Genomic DNA, 20,282 nt, shown 5'->3' on the forward strand with positions numbered 1-20,282 from the left:
CTAGAACTAAGTTATGTTGTTTCGCATCGATCCAACGGCCGACACCCCGATCTTCACCCAGATCGCCGACAATGTTCGCGGGGAAGCGGCTGCGGGACGACTGAGCTCCGGGCAACGACTCCCGTCGGCCCGCGAGGTGGCCGGGTCGCTGGGCGTCAACGTGCACACCGTGCTGCACGCCTATCAGGACCTGCGCGACGAGGGACTCGTCGAACTGCGACGCGGCCGCGGCGCGGTCGTGACCGATGCGGCCGACACCCTCGCTTCGATGCACGACGACATCCGAAAACTGGCCGCGAAGGCGGCGAATGCAGGCCTGCCGCCGCAGACGGTGGCGGCCCTGATCCAGGAGGCACTCCGTGAACACAACTGACCGTCGCCCACCGGAAGACTCGACCCGACGCATCGTCGCCTACGTCGGTGTCGGTCTGGTGGTGCCACTGATCTCAGTCCTGGCTTCCGTCATCGCGCAGGTCATCGCCTGGCCGCGGCTCCCCGACCGGATCGCCGTCCATTGGAATGCGTCCGGCGAGGCGAACAATTTCGGGTCCCCGTGGATCCCCCTGGTCATGACCGTCGTGATCGGCCTCGGTCTCCCCGCACTGATCGTGGCCCCCAACCTGCATCCGCTGCGATCCGGCGCGCGCGGGCCGTCGTTCCGGTTGGTCGCTGCGATCGCCGCCGCCACCGCGGCAGGCGTCTCGTACCTCCTGGCGGCGTCGGTCGTCACGCAGACCGACGGTCAGGCCGCCCGCCCCGGCATGATGATCCTCGTCATGATCGCGGTGGCCGCCGTGGTCGGCGTGCTCGGCTGGCTGGTCATTCCCAAGGACCTGCCTCGCGAGACGCGCGCCGCGGATCCACTGCGCCTCGGTCGCGGGGAGAAGGTGGTGTGGATCGGCACCGAGACCATCAGTCGCTGGTTCGCGGGAATCGCGATCGCCGCCCTGATCTTCTCGGGTGTCTTCGTCGTCGGCGCTGCCATCGGCGGCACCGGCGGGCTGGTCTCCGCGATCGTCATCGTGATCGCCGTCGTCCTGGTGATCGCCACCTCGGTCGCGTTCCACGTGCGGATCGACGCCGACGGTCTCAGCGTTCGATCGATCCTCGGCGTCCCGCGCTTCCATGTGCCGGCCGACGACATCGAGCGCGTCGACGTGATCGAGATCCGCGCGATCGGCGACTTCGGCGGCTACGGCATCCGGATGCGCGGCGGCGCACTCGGCGTGATCCTGCGGTCGGGACCGGCGGTCGAGGTGACGCGGCGCAGCAACGGTCGACGATTCGTCGTCACGATCGGTGACGCCGGGACCGCTGCGGCGGCACTGGCGACCGTCGCGACCGCTCAGGCGTGACGATCCGGGTCAGCGATGGCGATCGAGGAAGCCGACGATCGCCGCGTTGACCTCGTCCGGCTGCTCGATGTAGCCGTAGTGCCCGGCCCGCTCCACGACCCGGTACTCGGCCGACGGGATCGCGTCCGCGACCTCCTTGGCGAGGTACGCGGGCAGCGTCCGGTCGTCGGCGAATCCGACCACCAGGCAGGGCGCGGTGATGCCGCGGTACGCCGCGAGGCGGTTCTGTTCGCGGTCGTGCAGCGCCAGCTGGGCGCGGACGCCGGCCGAGCGGGTCTGGCCGCTGAACCCGATGATGTCCAGCCAGTCGCGGGCTGAGCGGTCGTCGGCCAGGGTGTGCGGCGACAGGTTGAGGTGCGCGGTCAGCGCCGCGTGGTACGAGTCCGGGAGGGTGATGTTCTTGTCGAACAGTTCCCGCTCCCCCGCCGAGACCGCTTCAAGCATCGGCGTCGGGCGGCCGTAGGTCGCCAGCATGACGGCCGCGGTCACCAGGTCCGGCCGAGCGAGGGCCAGTTCCTGGGTGATGCGGGCGCCGAGCGAGGTGCCCACCACGAGGGCGGGGCCGCCGAGGTGCTCGATGAGCGCGGCGGTGTCGGCGACCATGTCGGCGAGGGCGAATCCCTCGGTGCATTCGCTCGACGGTGCGATTCCGCGGTTGTCGAAGGTGACGACGCGGTAGCCGGCCTTGATGAGGGCCGGCTGCTGGTGGGCGTGCCAGACGCGGCCGGGGCTCCCGGTGCCCATCACCATCACGACCAGCGGGCCGGTGCCGGCGTCGGTGTACGAGATCGTGATGCCGTTGAGCTGGGCTGTCTGCGGCCGAGCCATGGTCGGGCGGCTCACTTGTCGATCACCGGGTTGCTGAGGGTGCCGAGGCCCTGCACGGTGACGGAGACGCGCTGGCCGGCGACCATGGGGCCGATCCCCTCGGGCGTGCCGGTGAGGATGACGTCGCCCGGAAGGAGGGTCATGACGCGCGAGACCCATTCAACGATCTCACCGACGCTGTGGAGCATCAGCGAGGTGCGGCTGGACTGCTTGGTCTCGCCGTCCAGGCGCGTCTCGATGGCGACGTCGGACGGGTCGAAGTCGGTGATGATCCACGGGCCGAGCGGGCAGAAGGTGTCGTAGCCCTTGCCGCGGGTCCACTGGCCGTCGTACTTCTGCTGGTCGCGCGCGGTGACGTCGTTGGCGACGGTGTAACCAAGGATGACGTCCTTGGCCTTGGCTGCGGGAACGTCCTTGCAGGGGCGGCCGATGACGATGGCGAGCTCGCCCTCGTAGTCGACGCGCTCGGACGACGGCGGGCGCACGATGGGTGCGTCGGGGCCGATGATCGCGGTGTTGGGCTTCATGAAGATGACCGGATCGGCCGGCGCCTCGCTGCCCATCTCGGCGGCGTGCGCGGCGTAGTTCTTGCCGATCGCGATGATCTTGGTGGCCAGGATCGGCGCCAGGAGGCGCGTCTCCGACAGCTTCCAGGTGCGTCCGGTGAACGTCGGGGTGCCGAAGGGATGTTCGGCGATCTCGCGGGCGATCTCCTGCCCCGCGTCTCCTTCGACGGCGACGAAAGCGACACCGTCAGGACTGGCTACACGACCCAATTTCATGATGTCCAGGCTAACGCACTCTTTCTCGTTGCCTATACTGTGGAATATAAATATCAATATATGAGACGGGGAATGTGGGGCGCAGATGACCGACCGCATCGACGACATCTCGACAGCCAGACGCTGGACCATGCTCGTGTGCTCGCTGATCGCCGCGATGACCACCACGTGCGCCACCGCCGGCGTGGCCTATGTGATTCCGGAACTGCACCGCGCCCACGGGATGTCACTGTCGTCGGCGGCCACGCTCGCCGCGATCCCGACCATCGGCCTGACCGTCACGATCATCGCCTGGGGTGCGGCGCTGGACCGGTTCGGCGAACGTCGCGTACTCATCGTCTCGCTCCTCATCACCCTGGCCGGAACCGGTGCGACGCTCATCGCCGCGATGAGCGGTGCCGGCTTCGCAGTTCTCGCCGTCGGTCTGCTGGCGGGCGGCCTCGGTGCCGGCGCGGCGAACGGGGCCAGCGGCCGCATCGTCGTCGGTTGGTTCCCGGCGGATCAGCGCGGGACCGCGATGGGCATCCGCCAGATGGCGCAGCCGCTGGGCGTGGCGGTGTGCGCGTTGACGATGCCGGTGCTCGCCGACCGCGCCGGCGTGGCCGCCGCGTTCGCCGTCCCGACGATCGTGACGGCGATCGGGCTGGTCGCGGTGATCGCCGCCGTCGTCGATCCCCCGCTCGAGCGCGGTGCGGCGACCGGACGCGCGGCCAATCCCTACCGCCGCGCATCGTTCCTGCAACGCGTCCATGCGGTGAGCGTGCTCCTGGTGATCCCGCAGTCGATGCTGTGGACGTTCGTGCCCGCCTGGCTGATCGTCGCGCACGGATGGTCGCCGCTGAGCGCAGGCGTGCTGGTGACGGTGACGCAGGTGATCGGTGCGGCCGGACGAATCGTGGCCGGCAGGATCTCCGACGTCGTCGGCTCCCGGATGCGGCCGATCCGATCCATTGCGGTCGCCGCCGCAGTGTGCGCCGGGCTGCTGGCGCTGACCGACTGGCTCGACTCCCCCGTCGCCGCCGTGGTCATGGTCTTCGCGACCGTCAGTTCGGTCGCCGACAACGGCCTCGCGTTCACCGCGATCGCCGAGTTCGCGGGCGGTTCGTGGAGCGGTCGTGCGCTCGGCGTGCAGAACACCGGCCAGTACGTGGCGACTGCGGCCAGCACACCGGTCTTCGGTGCGCTGATCGAGTTCGCCGGCTATCCAGCCGCATTCGCGGTCGCGGCGGTCGCCCCGGTGCTCGCGATCCCCCTGGTGCCGAAGGACCCGCAGGTCAGCGAGGAACTGGTCGAGTAGCGGCCGCCTGCGCCTCGCACCGGACGCTAATACCACTCGCCGTCGATCTGCTGGAGATCGTCGACCGGGTACCCGTACCGATCGACCATCTCCTGCCGCGAGAACGAACGCGACTCGGGTGAGATCAGCCTGCAGAGCGGTCCGTCGATGATCCGCAGATCCTGGCGGATCCCATCGTTGACCTCACTCATCTGCGCGACGCCGATGTGCAGGAGCTTCGGAGCTGCGAGATAACCGCTGGTGAAGCGCAGCGGACGATCGACAGCGACGCGATACGCGAGCATGCCTTCGAAGTAGTACGACAACCGGCTGAAGTCGCGGGGCTTCAGGTGGAATCGTCGCTCGTGCGCTCGGTCGCCGCTGATCGCAGTGACGGTCGCGACGGACTCGTCGTCGACGTTGAAGAGTTCGGGAATCAGGTCGAGGTACCTCGAGTCGTCCTCACCGATGAACGCTCCCGCTTCGAACATCGTGATGGATGTGGGAAGCCCGAACGCCGTCAGCAATGCGATGAGCCTGCGGTATCTGAGCGCGCGGGGTGGGTTGTCGGCGAACTCGCGTTCACTCCAGCGCTGCGACGCAGGTGCGAGACCGTGAAGGTCCAGGTAGGCGTCGAGAAGTGTCTGGGCGGTGTAGTCCTGCGACGAGGTCATATGGTCTCCGTTCGTGTTCGGAGCAGTGATACCCCGCGCCTACGACAGACTCCCCCGCTGAACGCGAGAGGGCCCGCACCAACCGGTGCGGGCCCTCTCATGAATCGTGTCTCAGACGAGCGCCAGGATCTCGTCGCCCACTTCGGTGGTGGAACCGCGCGTCTCGCCGCGCTGGGCGACGGACTGCGCGACGGCCTTCTCCACCCGAGCGGCGCCCTCGTCGTCACCGAGGTGACGCAGCAGGAGGCTGACGGAGAGGATTGCGGCCGTGGGGTCGGCGATGTTCTGACCGGCGATGTCCGGCGCGCTGCCGTGGACCGGCTCGAACATCGACGGGTTGGTGCGGGTGGCGTCGATGTTGCCCGATGCCGCCAGACCGATGCCGCCGGAGACCGCTGCCGCCAGGTCGGTAATGATGTCGCCGAACAGGTTGTCGGTGACGATCACGTCGAAGCGGCCGGGGTCGGTGACCATGAAGATGGTCGCGGCGTCGATGTGCAGGTAGTCGGTGACCACCTCCGGGTACTCTTTGCCGACCTCCTCGACGGTGCGGGCCCACATGGAGCCTGCGAAGGTGAGGACGTTGGTCTTGTGCACCAGGGTCAGCTTCTTGCCGCGGACCTGGGCCCGGGCGAAGGCGTCGCGGACCACGCGCTCGATGCCGAAGCGGGTGTTGACGCTGACCTCGGTCGCGACCTCGTTCGGTGTGCCGACGCGGATCGCACCGCCGTTGCCGGTGTACGGCCCCTCGGTGCCCTCGCGGACGACGACGAAGTCGATCTTCGGATCGCCGGCGAGCGGTGAGTCGACGCCGTCGAACAGCAGCGACGGACGCAGGTTCACGTGGTGATCCATGATGAACCGCAGCTTCAGGAGGAAGCCGCGCTCCAGCGTTCCGGACGGGACCGACGGGTCGCCGATCGCGCCGAGGAGGATCGCATCGTGCTCGCGCAGCGATGCGACGTCCTCGTCGGTCAGCAGTTCGCCGGTCGCGTGGTAGCGACGCGCGCCGAAGTCGTACTCGGTGGTCTCGACGTCGGGGTGCAGCTTGCGCAGCACTCGGAGTGCCTGTTCGACGACCTCGGGGCCGATGCCGTCGCCCGGGATCACCGCGAGCTTCATGGGCGCGTCGGTCACGACAGATCCACCTGCTTGATGTTGGTGGCGGAGACGGCCTCGCCGACCGAGGCGAGCTCGGCGTCGGTGAGTTCGCGGTTCAGGCGCAGGATCATGGTGGCGCCCTCGCCGTCGGCGTCCTGGGCCAGCGCGGCGGCGACGATGTCGACGCCGGCGTTGCCGAGGACGGTGCCGATCTTGCCGAGCGAGCCGGGCTGGTCGGCGTAGCTGACGAGCAGGTTGCGACCCTCGGCGCGGAGGTCGAAGTTGCGGCCGTTGACGTTGACGATCTTCTCGACCTGCTTGGGGCCGGTCAGGGTGCCCGCGACGTTGACGACGCTGCCGTCTGCGAAGATCGCGCGCACGTCCACCTGGCTGCGGTGGTTGGGGCTCTCGGTCTCGGTGACGACCTCGTGGCTCACGCCGCGCTCGCCCGCGACCGACGGTGCGTTGACGAAGGTGATGGGCTCGTCGACGACGGCCGAGAACAGGCCGCGCAGGGCCGACAGGCCGAGGACCTCGACGGGGCTGGCGGCCAGCTCTCCGCGCACCTCGACGACCAGGTTGGTGGGCATGCCCTCGGCGACGACACCGGCGAGGACGCCGAGCTTGCGCGAGAGCTCCAGCCAGGGAGCGACCTCGTCGTCGACCGGGCCGCCGGTGATGTTGACGGCGTCGGGAACGAACTGGCCGGAGAGTGCGAGCTTCACGCTGGCCGCGACGTCGGTGCCGGCACGGTCCTGTGCCTCGGCGGTGGAGGCGCCCAGGTGCGGGGTGACGACGACCTGGGGCAGCTCGAACAGCGGCGAGTCGGTGCAGGGCTCGGAGTCGAAGACGTCCAGGCCTGCGCCGCGGACCTTGCCGGCGTTGATGGCGTCGGCGAGCGCCTGCTCGACGATCAGGCCGCCGCGGGCGGCGTTGACGATGATCACGCCCTCCTTGACCTTGGCGAGCTGCTCGGCGCCGATGAGGCCGGCCGTCTCCTTGGTCTTCGGGAGGTGGATGGTGATGAAGTCCGCGCGCTCGAGGAGTTCGTCGAGCGACACGAGCTCGATGCCGAGCTGCGCAGCGCGAGCGGCGGAGGCGTAGGGATCGTAGGCGATGATCTTGGCCTCGAAAGCCGCCAGACGCTGACCGACCAACTGGCCGATGCGGCCCAGGCCGATGACGCCGACGGTCTTGTCGAAGAGCTCGACACCCGAGAACGACGATCGCTTCCAGGTGTGGTCGCGCAGGGTCGCGTCGGCGGCGGGGACCTGGCGGGCGGCCGACATCAGCAGCGCGATGGCGTGCTCGGCGGCGGAGTGGATGTTGGAGGTCGGCGCGTTGACGACCATGACGCCGCGCTCGGTGGCCGCCGGGATGTCGACGTTGTCGAGGCCGACGCCTGCGCGGGCGACGATCTTGAGGTTCTTGCCCGCGTCGAGGACTTCCGCGTCCACGGTCGTGGCCGAACGGACGAGGATGGCGTCGGCGTCGACGACGGCTTCGAGCAGCTTCGGACGATCAGGGCCGTCTACCCACCGGACTTCGACCTCGGTGCCGAGGGCTTCGACGGTCGACGGGGCGAGTTTGTCAGCAATGAGGACGACGGGACGGCCGCTTTCGGTCACTGAGGATCTCCAAGGTTCTTCCGGTGGAGAGTGCCAGGTCCGGCACCCAAGACTTGCAAGAACATGGTAGTGCGCGTCACCCCGGCCGGCATATTCGGGCTGGTTTCGATGTGGTGTCCGCCACGCGGTCGGGGTAGATTTCTGACGTCGTCTCAATTCCGTCACAACATTCCCACGGTGTGACGTGAGCGTTGGGGGTTTGACGCGGGGGCATCTAGGGTGGGCAGGTCGCCGCATGCGCGGCCGAGAAGACTGAAGAACTGAGCGGAGATGCACATGAAGAAGTTGACGGTGCTGATCGCGGTGCTCGCGGCCGGCCTGTTGTCGCTGGTCGGAGTGGGTGTCGCCGATGCAGCCCCCAAGGTTCCGCTCGGCGGCGGATCCGGCATCCTGGTCCTCCAGGGTGGCAACAAGGCGGCGGCGTGCACGGTCACGACCGTGGGCCGTCCGACCGCAGGCGCCAACAAGGGACAGTTGATCGCCGTGACCGCAGGCCACTGCGGCAAGCCGGGCCAGCGAGTCCTCTCGGAGAACTTCCAGAGCCGCGGTGAGATCGGCCGGATCGCGTACAGCGCCTCCGACATCGACGTCGCCGTCATCAAGCTGAACTCGAACGTCGCACCGCTGCGCACCGTCCGCGGCGTCACGATCCGCAAGGTCAACACCGCACCGGTCCAGTTCCCGACCGTGCTGTGCAAGACCGGCCGCACCACGGGCAAGACCTGTGGCGTCACCTGGTTCTCGGACAACTCGTCGCACTTCAGCCAGATCTGCGTGGTCGAAGGTGATTCCGGCAGCCCGGTCGTCGTCGGCGATCAGCTGGTCGGCATGGTCAACGCGTACTACTTCGTCTCCTGCCTCGGCCCGGAGACCGGCACCAACGCGGGCGCGATCATGAACCGCCTCAACAAGATCGGCTACCAGAACTTCAAGCCGGTGTAGTCGGACAACAGCTCAAAGAGGTCGGGCCCCGAGATGTCATCTCGGGGCCCGACCTTTCTGCGTCGCTGCGATTCACGCCGTCGCGGACGTCTCCACGGCGGCCCGCAGCGCCTGCTCGGTCTGCTTCACCGCCTGTCCCACCACCGGCTCGATGAGCGCGCCGAGAGCGCGCCCGGCGAGGCCGCCCGGGAGGTTGTAGTCGAAGTTGACGTCGACCAACGTCTGGTCGCCGTCGGACGAGAAGCGCCAGCCGGTCTCGACGTCGAATCCATCGATGGAACTGAGGACGACGACCTCGTTCTCGACCCATTCGGTCACCTTCAGGGTGGACTTCAGGTTCTTGGGGCCGATCTTCATGATCGCGTCGTACGTGGCGCCCAGTCCGGACGTCTGCTCGGTGATCGGCGTGAACTTCGTGACGCCGAACATCCAGTCCGGGACGTTGCGGTAGTCGTCCACGTAGGCGAAGACGTGCTCGCGCGGCGCTCCGGTGGTCACGGTTTGGCGGACTCCAGGCATGAAGGCTCCTGAGTGATCGATCGTGGTCGGCATCAGGCACAGTGGCGTGCCTGATGTTGTCCATCCCACAATGCCATGCACCGATGGCAAGGTTCTACGCAGCCCCGGCATGTTCCGGCGAATGCCTGGCAAACGCGAACAGACCCCGCCGTCGGACCGTCCACTGATCGAATGACCAGCTGTCCGGTTCAGGCGGGGCCCATCTCTCGACTCAATCTCGCAAAGCGCGCGCAAACCGCGGCGCGCTCAGCCTTCGACGGCGTCGCGGATCTTGCTCTCGGTGTGCTTGACGCCCTGCTCGGCGAACGGTCCGATCAATCCGCCGAGCACCTTGCCTGCCAGGCCGCCCGGCAGCGTGTACCCGAAGAGCACGCTCAAGACGGTGGTTCCGGGCTCGTCGCCGTCGGCGAAGCGCCATTCGGTGTCGGCGCCGAAGCCCTTCACCGACTCCAGCTTGATCACCTCGCCCTCGACCCACTCGGTGCACTCGACCGTCGACGTCAGCTCCTTGGGTCCGATCTTGATGGCGGTCTCGAAGATCGAACCGAGACCGTGATCGACGTCGGTGGTCGGCGTGAACCGCCCGACGCCGAACATGTACTCGGGCACGTTGCGGTAGTCGTCGACGTACGCGAAGACCTTCTCGCGCGGGCTGTTGATGACTGCTTCGTGACGGACTTCGCCCATCGGGCACTCCCCTGCTTTCGTGACCGCGGGCCATTCCGCGGTGCGTTGCGCTGCATAGTATCTCGGTGACAGATGCGTCTGTCCCGGACACCATCCGCGTCTCCCGACGACATCTGCGTCGTCCGGGACGACGCAGGTGTCGGTGGGAGACGCATGTGTCGGAAAAGACCGCAGATGCGTCTCCCGGCGACAAACGCGTACGGCCCCGCACCCCTGGACGGGGTGCGGGGCCGTAGGTACAGCGGTGAGACTACGCGGTCTCGGTGATCGGGCGGTCGACCCAGCTCATCAGGTCGCGCAGCTTCTGGCCGGTGACCTCGATCGGGTGCTCGGCGTTCTCCTTGCGGAGACCCTCGAGCTCCTTGTTGCCGCCCTCCACGTTGGCGACGAGACGCTTGACGAAGGTGCCGTCCTGGATGTCGGACAGGATCGCCTTCATGCGCTCCTTGGTGTCGGCGTCGATGACGCGCGGGCCCGACAGGTAGCCGCCGAACTCAGCGGTGTCGGACACCGAGTAGTTCATGCGGGCGATGCCGCCCTCGTACATGAGGTCGACGATCAGCTTCAACTCGTGCAGGCACTCGAAGTAGGCCATCTCGGGGGCGTAGCCCGCCTCGATCAGGACCTCGAAACCGGTCTTGACGAGCTCCTCGGTGCCGCCGCACAGCACGGCCTGCTCACCGAAGAGGTCGGTCTCGGTCTCTTCCTTGAAGTCGGTCTTGATGACGCCGGCGCGGGTGCCGCCGATGCCCTTGGCGTAGCTGAGCGCCAGCGCCTGGCCCTCGCCCTTGGGGTCCTGGTGGACGGCGATAAGCGCCGGAACGCCCTTGCCGTCGACGAACTGGCGGCGGACCAGGTGGCCCGGGCCCTTCGGAGCGACCATGCCGATGGTGATGTTCTCGGCGGGCTTGATCAGCTCGAAGTGGATGTTGAGGCCGTGGCCGAAGAACAGCGCGTCGCCGTCCTTCAGGTTCGGCTCGATGTCGTTGGTGAAGATCGACGCCTGGCTGGTGTCGGGCGCCAGCAGCATGATGACGTCGGCCCACGCGGCGGCCTCGGCGGTCGTCATGACCTTGAGACCCTGCTCCTCGGCCTTCTCGCGCGACGGCGAGCCCTCACGGAGGCCGATGACGACCTCGACGCCCGAGTCGCGGAGCGACAGCGAGTGCGCATGGCCCTGGCTGCCGTAACCGATCACAGCGACCTTACGGCCCTGGATGATCGACAGGTCGGCATCATCGTCGTAGAACATCTCGACTGCCACGGTAAATCCCTTCAATACGGTCTAGCTCTTGATGTTGGTTGTGTCTATTGTGTCGTGTCGGTGTGACGGACGACGCGGGCGGGTGCCCGCTGCGACGTCAGGTCCGGTTCAGCGGTGCGCCGACATGCTCTTGGGTCCACGACCCAACGTGACGCCGCCCGACTGGGCGATCTCGCGGATGCCGTACGGGTCCAGCATGCGCAGGAGTGCCTCGAGCTTGTCCGAGGTGCCGGTGGCCTCGACCGTGACCGACTCCGGGGAGACGTCGACGACCTTGGCGCGGAACAGATTCACAACGTCGATCACTTCGGCTCGGTTCGTCGAGTCGGCACGAATCTTGATCAGGATCAGTTCGCGGGAGACCGAGTTCGCCGGCTCCTGCTCCACGATCTTGATGACGTTGATGAGCTTGTTGAGCTGCTTGGTGACCTGCTCCAGGGGGAAGTCCTCGACGGAGACCATGATGGTCATGCGCGAGATGCCCTTGAGCTCGGTCGGTCCCACAGCGAGGGACTCGATGTTGAAGCCGCGGCGGGAGAACAGTCCCGAGACGCGGGCCAGCACGCCGGGTCGGTCCTCGACCAGAACGCTCAGAGTATGGGTGCTCACTTCTCGTTCCCTTCCTGCGTGTCCGCGTCCTGCTGGACGGGGCTGTCGCCTGCTTCGTCGTCGTCGAACAGCGGGCGGATGTCGCGGGCTGCCATGATCTGGTCGTTGCCGGTGCCCGCGGCGACCATCGGCCACACCTGGGCGTCCTTGCCGACGATGAAGTCGATGAGGACGGGGCGGTCGTTGATCTCGCGAGCCTTGGCGATGGTCGGCGCGACGTCCTCTTCCTTCTCCACGCGGAAGGCGACGCAGCCGAGGGCCTCGGCCAGCTTCAGGAAGTCCGGGATCATCCGCGAGTGCGTCGACAGATCCGTGTTCGAGTAGCGCTGGTCGTAGAACAGCGTCTGCCACTGGCGGACCATGCCCAGGTTGCCGTTGTTGATCAGGGCGACCTTGATCGGGAAGCCCTCGATGGCGCAGGTGGCGAGCTCCTGATTGGTCATCTGGAAGCAGCCGTCACCGTCGACGGCCCAGACCTCGGTGTCCGGGGCCGCGGCCTTGGCGCCCATCGCCGCCGGAATCGAGTAGCCCATGGTGCCGAGACCGCCCGAGTTGAGCCAGGTGCGCGGGTGCTCGTACTTGATGAACTGCGCGGCCCACATCTGGTGCTGACCGACGCCCGCGACGTACACGGCCTCCGGGCCCGCAGCCTTGCCGAGCTCGGAGATGACGAACTCCGGCGACAGCGAGCCGTCGGACTGCTTGTCGTAGCTGAGGGGGTAGGTGTCGCGGACGTCGCGCAGGTACTCCCACCACTCGGCGGTGTCCGGCTTGGAGCCGCCGGCCGCCAGGTCGGTGCGGATAGCCTCGATGAGGTCCAGGATGACGGCCTTGGCATCGCCGACGATCGGGACGTCGACGTCGCGGTTCTTGCCGATCTCCGCGGGGTCGACGTCGGCGTGGATCACCTTGGCCTCGGTCGCGAACGAGTCGAGCTGACCGGTGACGCGGTCGTCGAAGCGAGCGCCGAGGGTGATCAGCAGGTCGCTGCGCTGCAGGGCGGCGACGGCGCCGACGGAGCCGTGCATGCCCGGCATGCCCATGTGGAGGTCGTGGCTGTCCGGGAACACGCCGCGGGCCATCAGAGTGGTGACGACCGGGATGCCCGTCAGCTCGGCCAGCTCCAGGAGCTCCTCGGAGGCCTCGGCCTTGATGACGCCGCCGCCGACGTAGAAGACCGGCTTCTTGGCCTGCGCGATCATGCGCGCGGCTTCGCGGATCTGCTTACCGTGCGGCTTGGTGGTGGGCCGGTAGCCCGGCAGCTCCAGCTGCGGCGGCCACGAGAACGTGGTCTGCGCCTGCAGGACGTCCTTCGGGATGTCGACGAGGACGGCGCCGGGGCGGCCGGACTCGGCGATGTAGAAGGCCTCGGCAATGATGCGCGGGATGTCCGCCGCACTGCTGACGAGGAAGTTGTGCTTGGTGATCGGCATGGTGATACCGGAGATGTCGGCTTCCTGGAAGCCGTCGGTGCCGATCAGCGGACGACCGACCTGACCGGTGATCGCGACCACCGGGACCGAGTCCATCTGCGCGTCGGCGAGCGGGGTCACCAGGTTCGTGGCGCCGGGACCCGACGTGGCCATCATGACGCCCGCACGACCCTTGACCTGGGCGTAGCCGGTGGCCGCGTGGCCCGCTCCCTGCTCGTGCCGCACCAGAACGTGGCGGACCTTCGGGGAGTCGAACAGCGGGTCGTAGACCGGAAGGATCGCCCCGCCCGGAATACCGAAAACGACCTCGACGCCGAGCTGCTCGAGCGAACGGACCACAGACTGGGCGCCGGTGACTCGCTCGGGCGCCACCGCAGCGCTCGGCGAGCGCATGCCCTCGGTGGACGGCGACTGCGGTCGGGTTCCTGACCCGCGTGCTGGTTGAGTACTCACTGCACGATCCTCATCATCTTGTGTTCTGGTCTGTCCGCGCTTCCCGCACCGGCCCCGGAAGACCTTGTTCCGGGTTCTGGCAAGAAAAAACCCTCGCCAGCGAGGCTGTGCGAGGGGCGCGTCGTAATTGATTCGAAAGGTCTACGAAGTGACCGATCAGGCGTCGACGCGCCGACCGATTACTACGAGAAGCTTCCGAGTCATCACGAGGACAAACTAAGGCAGTACGGGCGGTCACGTCAAATCGAAGGCGGGTCGGGCCCGACGGCGGTGATCGTAGCCCGCCGAACGTGCGACAATGGCGAATATGAGTGAATCGTCCAAGGTCTTCGCGATCTCTCGGCTCGCATACTTCGCCGTCCCGCTGGTCCTCCTGGCGTCCGTGGTGCTGATGGGCATCTCGGTCCCCTGGTTCGCGTGGACGCTGGTCTTCCCGGTCGTCCTCGCGTGGTGGATCCACCGCCTGCGGACGATCGTCGACGGGCAGGGCATCACCGCGGTCGGCACCTTCTCCACTACGCGCATCCCATGGCCGGACGTCGACGGTCTCCGCTTCTCGCGTTGGAAGGCGGTCCGCGTCGTTCTGACCGACGGCTCGTCGGTCTCGCTCCCCTCGGTCAGCTTCAACGACCTGCCGCTGCTCGCCGAGGTGAGCGGAGGCCGGGTACCCGATCCGTTCGCCGCGGAGCGGGCAACTCGCCTCGCCGCCCGCTGACACTCCGCGTCGCGCCGACGCCGTACTGATCGCCGCACCCGCCCGGCGCGTCGATCCACACCCCCGACAGTGATGCCGAGGACTCCATGCCGCCCGTGACCGCCAAAGACCTGAACACCGCGATCGACGACGGCCGCCTCGCCTACGTCGGGCGGGAGTTGTCGGCGCTGGCCCCGCAGGAGGCCGCGGCCGTCCTCGACGCGATGGACGTCGGCGACCGCACCATCGCCTTCCGCGTCCTCCCGAAGAACGACGCCGTGCATGTCTTCGACGAACTCACGCCCGGTGCACAGGCCGCGCTGATCCGGTCCCTCGGGACCGCCGAGGTCGCGGACGCGTTCGACCGGATGGACCCCGACGACCGCGCCGAACTGCTCGACGAGCTGCCGTCGAACGTGGCGAAGGCCCTGATCCGCAGTCTCTCCCCCGCCGAGCGCGACGCGACGGCGGTGGTCCTCGGCTTCCGCCGCGGTTCCGTCGGCCGCCGCATGAGTCCGGAGTTCGTGCACGTCTATCCCGACGAGACCGCAGGCTCGGCCATCGATCGGATCAAGGAGCGCGGCCGCGACGCCGAGACCATCTACACGATCCCGGTGGTCGACCATCAGCGACGCCTCGTCGGCGTCGCCAGCCTCCGCGACCTGCTGCTCTCGGCTTCCGACACGCTGGTCGACGAGTACACGAAGTCGCCGATCTACGCGTACGCCTCCGAGGACGCCGAGTCCACGGCGCAGCGCTGCATCGACCGCTCCCTGATGGCGATGCCCGTCGTGGACCGGGAGGAACGGCTCCTCGGCATCCTCACCCTGGACGACGCCGCCGAGGTGGTCGCGGCGGCGCGCGACGAGGACGAGGCCCGCGCGGGCGCCCGCGAAGTGCTGAAGACTCCGTACCTGCACGCGTCGATCCTGGCGATCACCCGGGCCCGCGTCGTCTGGCTGTTCGTGCTCGCGATCTCGGCCATCCTCACCGTCAACGTCCTGGAGATCTTCGAGGGCACCCTGGAGCAGCGGGTCGCTCTGGCGCTGTTCATCCCACTGCTGACCGGCATCGGCGGCAACACCGGCTCCCAGGCGGCCACCACCGTCACCCGCGCGCTGGCCACCGAGGAGGTGACCCCGCGCGACGCCGCCCGGGTGGCCGGCAAGGAGGTCCGCGTCGGCCTCACGATGGGCGCGGCACTCGGCATCGTCGGTTTCGCGGTGGCCTCCGCCGTCTACGGTTTCGACATCGGCACCGTGATCGGCACGACCATCATCTCGGTCTGCACCATGGCCGCGACGGTCGGCGGTCTGATGCCGCTGCTCGCCAAGACGGTGCGCGTGGATCCGGCCGTCTTCTCGACGCCGTTCATCTCCACCTTCTGCGATGCGACGGGCCTGATCGTCTATTTCATGATCGCCAAGACGGTCCTCGGGATCTGAGCGCCTGAAAACCGGTTGGCCCGCGCGCGTAAAGTGGACTCCAGTCCGGTCATTCAGCCCGACCGGCATCATCTTTCAGCGATTTGTAGCGAGGAACTCCATGCCAGCCCTGCGGTCTCGCACCACCACCGTCGGTCGTGAAGCATCCGGCGCGCGCGCTCTCTGGCGCGCCACCGGTATGACGGATGACGATTTCGGCAAGCCGATCATCGCGATCGCCAACTCATACACCCAGTTCGTGCCGGGTCACGTGCACCTCAAGGACGTCGGCGAGATCGTCGCCGACGCGATCCGCGAGGCAGGCGGCGTCGCCAAGGAGTTCCACACGATCGCCGTCGACGACGGCATCGCCATGGGCCACGGCGGCATGCTGTACTCGCTGCCGAGCCGCGAGATCATCGCCGACTCCGTCGAGTACATGGTGAACGCGCACACCGCGGACGCCCTGGTCTGCATCTCGAACTGCGACAAGATCACGCCCGGCATGCTCAACGCCGCGATGCGTCTGAACATCCCGACCGTGTTCGTCTCGGGCGGGCCGATGGAGGCGGGCAAGTCCGTCGTCATCGACGGCGTGGTCCGCCCCGGCACCGACCTGATCGACGCGATCTCCGCGTCCGCCGACAGCAACGTCTCCGAGAAGGAACTCCTCGAGGTCGAACAGTCGGCGTGCCCGACCTGCGGTTCCTGTTCGGGCATGTTCACCGCGAACTCGATGAACTGCCTCACCGAGGCACTCGGCCTGTCGCTTCCCGGCAACGGCTCCACGCTGGCCACCCAGACCGCCCGCCGCGACCTGTTCACCCGGGCCGGCGAGCTGATCGTCGACATCGCCACGAAGTACTACAAGAACGACGACGAGTCGGTCCTGCCGCGCAGCGTCGCGACCCGCGAGGCCTTCGAGAACGCGATGGCGCTCGACGTCGCGATGGGCGGCTCCACCAACACCGTCCTGCACATCCTCGCCGCAGCCCAGGAGGGCGAGGTCCAGTTCGACCTGCACGACATCGACCGCATCTCGCGCAACGTCCCGTGCCTGGCCAAGGTGGCCCCGAACTCGCCGAAGTACTACATGGAGCACGTGCATCGTGCCGGCGGCATCCCGGCGATCCTAGGCGAACTGAACCGCGCGGGCCTGCTGAACACGAACGTCCACCCGGTGCACGCACCGTCGCTCGAGGCCTACCTCGCGAACTGGGACATCCGCGGCGGCACCCCGTCGGACGAGGCGCTCGAACTCTTCCACGCCGCTCCCGGCGGCGTCCGGACCACGCAGCCGTTCTCGACGTCTAACCGGTGGGAGTCGCTCGACACCGACGCCGCCGACGGCTGCATCCGCGACAAGGAGCACGCCTACACCGTCGAGGGCGGCCTCTGCGTCCTGCACGGGAACATCGCGCAGAAGGGCGCCATCCTCAAGACCGCGGGCGTCGACGAGGAGCTGTGGCACTTCCAGGGGCCGGCGCGTGTCGTCGAGAGCCAGGAGGACGCCGTCCACGCCATCCTGTCGAAGGAACTGCAGAAGGGCGAGGTGCTGGTCATCCGGTACGAGGGCCCCGCGGGCGGCCCCGGCATGCAGGAGATGCTGCACCCGACCGCCTTCATGAAGGGCACGGGCATGGGCAAGTACTGCGGTCTCGTCACCGACGGCCGCTTCTCCGGCGGATCGTCGGGCCTGGTCATCGGACACGCCTCCCCGGAGGCTGCCGCGGGCGGTGACATCGGCCTCGTCGAGAACGGTGACGAGATCCTGATCGACGTCCACTCCCGCACCCTCAAGGTGCTCGTCGACGACGAGACGCTCGCGGAGCGTCGCGCCAAGATGGAGGCCTCGGAACACCCGTGGACCCCGCGCGACCGTCAGCGCGTCGTGTCGAAGGCGCTGCGCGCCTACGCGAAGCTGGCGACCTCCGCCGACCGCGGTGCCGTCCGCGTCGTCGACTGACACCCGCGCCAGAGAAGAAGCCGTCCGGCGTGATCCCCGAGGGGTTCACGCCGGACGGCTTCTGTGTGTGAGCGGATCAGCCCGCCGGATTGCCCGGCGACGCCAGCGGGTTGGTGCCGTTGAAGACCATCCAGGTCGCGACCGCGACGCCGATGCCGATCAGCAGCCAGGCACCCGAGCCCCACGCCGGTCGACGCGACCAGCCCCACCGACGGTCCACCGAGTAGGTGCCGGGGCCGGTCAGGATCAGGGCCGCCGCGGCCGCCGCGAGCACCGCCTCGAGTTCGATGCCGTTGCCGCCGCCGTCCGCCGCGAAGAACCAGAGTCCCCCGGCGAGCGTCACCCGGTAGGTGAGGGCCACGAGGATGCTGCTGAGCACGGCCGCCCCCGCGATCGGCGTCAGCAGACCCAGGACCAGCAGGATGCCGCCCGCGGTCTCGCTGACGCCTGCGACGAACGCGAGAATCGTGGTGATGTCGCTGTTGAAGCCGATGCTCGGGTTCGGTGCGTTGGTCAGGAAGTCGGCGAAGCCGTTCGGGCCGGGCCCGTTGAACCAGCCGGTGAGCTTCTGCAGGCCGTGCACGGTGAAGGTGGCGCCGATCGCCACGCGCAGCAGCAGGAGTCCGAGGTCGAGCGTGCCGCGTCGTGCGACGGGTGCGACGCCTGCGTCCGAGGCCGCGACGGTCTCCGGTTCCGCGTCGTCCGCGTGATCGCCGTCGAAGTGGTCCTCGTCGAGGTCGAACGGCGCGGTGGGCTGCGGCTCGATGTACGGGAGCGGCGGCTCGGTCATCTGCTCGGCGTAGCGGCGGCCGCTGCCGGAGCCGGTGTCGTCGTCATCGTCGTCGGTGAAGGGTTCGGTGTGGACCGGCTCGGTCGACACGCTCTTCTTCACCGGGTTCTGTGCCGCGGCGCCGACACCCGAACTGATGATCACCGCCGTCTTCCCGTCGTCCGCGACACCGTCGTCATCTGCGGCGCCGGTGTCATCGCCTGCGGGCTCGTCGGGCTCCGTCTGCGGCTCGGCCGCGGAGTACGCCTGCGGCGGTGCGTACGCCTCGGGAGCCGTCACTCCGCCGCCCGCGTCATCGGTCGCGTCGCCGACGACGGGCAGCGCCTCGGTGGGTGCGTCGGCGACGTCCGGCTCCGCCGCGCGTTCCCGCTCGGCCTTCGCGTCGATCGCGTCCTGGACGGCCGGAGCGGGCCGACGACGATGCTTGTCGTAGAAGTCGTCGTTATCGGGTTTGGGCCGACGGATCCTCGGCCGCTCGATGGCCTCCGTCGGCTCGTCATACGGACTGCCGGCGGTCGACGCGTCTGCGCCGACCGGAGGCTTGTCTTCGCCACTACTCACATCTACCGACTCTATGGTGGCCGACCCGTGCAGAGGCTTAGCGGCACCCGACGATTTGATAACGATAGTTACAGTGGAGGAATGCCGTCGCACTCCCGGACCGCCCGCCGCCTCCTCGCCGCCACGGCATCGGTGTTGACTCTGGTGACGCTGACCACCGCGTGCGCGGACTTCAGCGCGGAGGACCAGGTCGCCGAGCAGGGCAGCTTCACCGCCGAGCCGACCATGGTCCCCAAGGCCGAGCTCCCGCCGCCGCCTCCCGAGAACCCGAACGGCGGTCCCCCGCCGACCGGCCCGTGCGTCGACCCGGACCCGTCGGTGATCGCCACCTGTCTGGCGTCCACGTCCGGAGTCCGGCCGGCCGACTCCTCCGGGCAGACCACCTACGTCGCGGAGCGGACCACCGGCAAGATCATCCTGTCGAAGCGTTACGGTCCGCAGCGGACCGTGGCGACCGTGCCGGTGGACTCCTCCGGCGACGGCGGACTGATCGACTTCGAGATGTCCCCCACCTACCCCGAAGACCAGCTGATCTACGCGCTCGTCACCACCGGCTCCGACAACCGGATCGTGCGGATCGCGCCGACCGGATCGGTGAAGCCGATCCTGACCGGCATCCCGAAGGGCGCCACCGGGAATCTGGGCTCCATCTCGTTCACCTCGCGGTTCGAGCTGACCGTCGCGACCGGCGACGCCGGCGATCCCGCAGCCGCCAAGAACCCCGGTTCGCTGGCGGGCAAGATCTTCACCATCAATCCGACCGTCGAGAATCCCAAACCCGATGTGCGCGCATCCGGTCTGGGATCCAACGTCGCGCTGTGTCCTTCGCCGGGCACCGACGGCCAGCTGTACGTCGCGGACAGCGGAGCCGCGGGCGATCGGCTCTCGCTGGTCGGCCCCAAGAGCCTGCAGACGCTGTGGACGTGGGCCGACCGCCCCGGTGTCACCGGCTGCGCGGTCGGCGACGGCTCGATCTCCGTGTCCCTCGCGAAGGCGAAGCGGATCGACACCTTCATCCGGCCGTCGGCGGGCAGCGCCTCGATCGGTGAGCCGAGCCCCCAGCCGACCGACAAGACCTACGGCGCCGTCGGCCGCATGACGACGCTCGGCGGTGTGGCCATGCAGATCGCCACCGTCAACAAGACGACGCCCGGCACCACCACCAAGAGCTTCGACGACCGCGTCGCGACGTTCATGGCCAAGCCCGGCGACGACCTGCGGTAGGGACCGCACCGAGCGCAGCGCCGCACCGACGACGAATCCGCCCGACCCTCGCGGGGTCGGGCGGATTCTCAG

Annotated in this window: 19 protein-coding genes; 8 read left to right on the plus strand and 11 right to left on the minus strand. The window is 68.2% G+C overall.

All coding sequences use genetic code 11. The features are described 5' to 3' along the window. Positions 1–13: 13 nt before the first annotated feature. Positions 14–373, plus strand: a complete 360-nt coding sequence (locus ACH46_RS14080; RefSeq protein ID WP_062393482.1) for a GntR family transcriptional regulator — start codon at positions 14–16, stop codon at positions 371–373. After that, positions 360–1,355: a DUF1648 domain-containing protein gene (locus ACH46_RS14085; RefSeq protein ID WP_062393483.1), complete on the plus strand. Its 996-nt coding sequence runs from the start codon at positions 360–362 to the stop codon at positions 1,353–1,355. Before ACH46_RS14080 ends, ACH46_RS14085 begins: the two co-directional genes overlap by 14 nt. 9 nt (positions 1,356–1,364) lie before the next feature. Here the strand turns inward: ACH46_RS14085 and ACH46_RS14090 are convergent, their stop codons facing one another. After that, positions 1,365–2,183, minus strand: coding sequence for an alpha/beta fold hydrolase (locus ACH46_RS14090; protein WP_062393484.1), 819 nt, complete (start codon positions 2,181–2,183; stop codon positions 1,365–1,367). An 11-nt stretch (positions 2,184–2,194) separates the two neighbouring features. After that, positions 2,195–2,965, minus strand: coding sequence for a fumarylacetoacetate hydrolase family protein (locus tag ACH46_RS14095; RefSeq protein ID WP_062393485.1), 771 nt, complete (start codon positions 2,963–2,965; stop codon positions 2,195–2,197). A gap of 85 nt (positions 2,966–3,050) precedes the next feature. Here ACH46_RS14095 and ACH46_RS14100 point away from each other — a divergent pair, with 85 nt between their 5' ends. Next, positions 3,051–4,262: an MFS transporter gene (locus ACH46_RS14100; RefSeq protein ID WP_062393486.1), complete on the plus strand. Its 1,212-nt coding sequence runs from the start codon at positions 3,051–3,053 to the stop codon at positions 4,260–4,262. Between the two features lie 26 nt (positions 4,263–4,288). Here the strand turns inward: ACH46_RS14100 and ACH46_RS14105 are convergent, their stop codons facing one another. The 3 genes from ACH46_RS14105 to serA form a co-directional block, all read right to left on the minus strand. Further along, positions 4,289–4,915 carry a hypothetical protein gene (locus ACH46_RS14105; protein ID WP_062393487.1) on the minus strand — a complete coding sequence of 209 codons (627 nt, stop codon included), beginning with the start codon at positions 4,913–4,915 and terminating at the stop codon, positions 4,289–4,291. Positions 4,916–5,026: 111 nt separating this feature from the next. Beyond that, a complete protein-coding gene (locus tag ACH46_RS14110) occupies positions 5,027–6,037 on the minus strand; it encodes a 3-isopropylmalate dehydrogenase (RefSeq protein WP_062395436.1) in 1,011 nt (336 codons plus the stop codon). 11 nt (positions 6,038–6,048) lie between these two features. Then, entirely contained in the window at positions 6,049–7,644 is a 1,596-nt protein-coding gene (gene serA, locus ACH46_RS14115; RefSeq protein ID WP_062393488.1) for a phosphoglycerate dehydrogenase, read from the minus strand. A gap of 270 nt (positions 7,645–7,914) precedes the next feature. Between serA and ACH46_RS14120 the strand changes: the two genes are divergently transcribed. Continuing rightward, entirely contained in the window at positions 7,915–8,586 is a 672-nt protein-coding gene (locus ACH46_RS14120; RefSeq protein ID WP_062393489.1) for a trypsin-like serine protease, read from the plus strand. A 72-nt stretch (positions 8,587–8,658) separates the two neighbouring features. On the opposite strand, the gene ACH46_RS14125 is transcribed toward ACH46_RS14120, so the two are convergent. The 5 genes from ACH46_RS14125 to ACH46_RS14145 form a co-directional block, all read right to left on the minus strand. Then, positions 8,659–9,105 (minus strand): SRPBCC family protein, encoded by a 447-nt coding sequence (locus tag ACH46_RS14125; RefSeq protein WP_062395447.1) that lies wholly within the window; start codon positions 9,103–9,105, stop codon positions 8,659–8,661. Positions 9,106–9,351: 246 nt separating this feature from the next. Next, positions 9,352–9,792 (minus strand): SRPBCC family protein, encoded by a 441-nt coding sequence (locus ACH46_RS14130; RefSeq protein WP_062393490.1) that lies wholly within the window; start codon positions 9,790–9,792, stop codon positions 9,352–9,354. 250 nt (positions 9,793–10,042) lie between these two features. After that, positions 10,043–11,044 carry a ketol-acid reductoisomerase gene (gene ilvC, locus ACH46_RS14135; RefSeq protein ID WP_193392990.1) on the minus strand — a complete coding sequence of 334 codons (1,002 nt, stop codon included), beginning with the start codon at positions 11,042–11,044 and terminating at the stop codon, positions 10,043–10,045. Positions 11,045–11,164: 120 nt separating this feature from the next. Next, complete coding sequence (ilvN, locus tag ACH46_RS14140; RefSeq protein WP_062393492.1) at positions 11,165–11,665, minus strand: acetolactate synthase small subunit; 501 nt, start codon at positions 11,663–11,665, stop codon at positions 11,165–11,167. Then, positions 11,662–13,491, minus strand: coding sequence for an acetolactate synthase large subunit (locus ACH46_RS14145; protein WP_062393493.1), 1,830 nt, complete (start codon positions 13,489–13,491; stop codon positions 11,662–11,664). The genes ilvN and ACH46_RS14145 overlap by 4 nt, the downstream gene beginning before the upstream one ends. 367 nt (positions 13,492–13,858) lie before the next feature. Between ACH46_RS14145 and ACH46_RS14150 the strand changes: the two genes are divergently transcribed. From ACH46_RS14150 to ilvD, 3 genes are all read left to right on the plus strand, one after another. Further along, a complete protein-coding gene (locus ACH46_RS14150; RefSeq protein WP_062393494.1) occupies positions 13,859–14,266 on the plus strand; it encodes a PH domain-containing protein in 408 nt (135 codons plus the stop codon). 86 nt (positions 14,267–14,352) lie between these two features. Continuing rightward, positions 14,353–15,690, plus strand: coding sequence for a magnesium transporter (gene mgtE, locus ACH46_RS14155; protein WP_062393495.1), 1,338 nt, complete (start codon positions 14,353–14,355; stop codon positions 15,688–15,690). 100 nt (positions 15,691–15,790) lie between these two features. Continuing rightward, on the plus strand, positions 15,791–17,635 hold the full coding sequence (gene ilvD / locus ACH46_RS14160; RefSeq protein ID WP_062393496.1) for a dihydroxy-acid dehydratase: 1,845 nt from the start codon (positions 15,791–15,793) through the stop codon (positions 17,633–17,635). Positions 17,636–17,711: 76 nt separating this feature from the next. On the opposite strand, the gene ACH46_RS21500 is transcribed toward ilvD, so the two are convergent. Then, a complete protein-coding gene (locus ACH46_RS21500) occupies positions 17,712–18,986 on the minus strand; it encodes a DoxX family protein (RefSeq protein ID WP_082399665.1) in 1,275 nt (424 codons plus the stop codon). A gap of 81 nt (positions 18,987–19,067) precedes the next feature. Between ACH46_RS21500 and ACH46_RS14170 the strand changes: the two genes are divergently transcribed. Then, positions 19,068–20,210 carry a PQQ-dependent sugar dehydrogenase gene (locus tag ACH46_RS14170; protein ID WP_062393497.1) on the plus strand — a complete coding sequence of 381 codons (1,143 nt, stop codon included), beginning with the start codon at positions 19,068–19,070 and terminating at the stop codon, positions 20,208–20,210. The last annotated feature ends 72 nt before the right edge of the window (positions 20,211–20,282 follow it).

It is taken from the genome of Gordonia phthalatica, assembly GCF_001305675.1.
Lineage (GTDB): Bacteria > Actinomycetota > Actinomycetes > Mycobacteriales > Mycobacteriaceae > Gordonia > Gordonia phthalatica.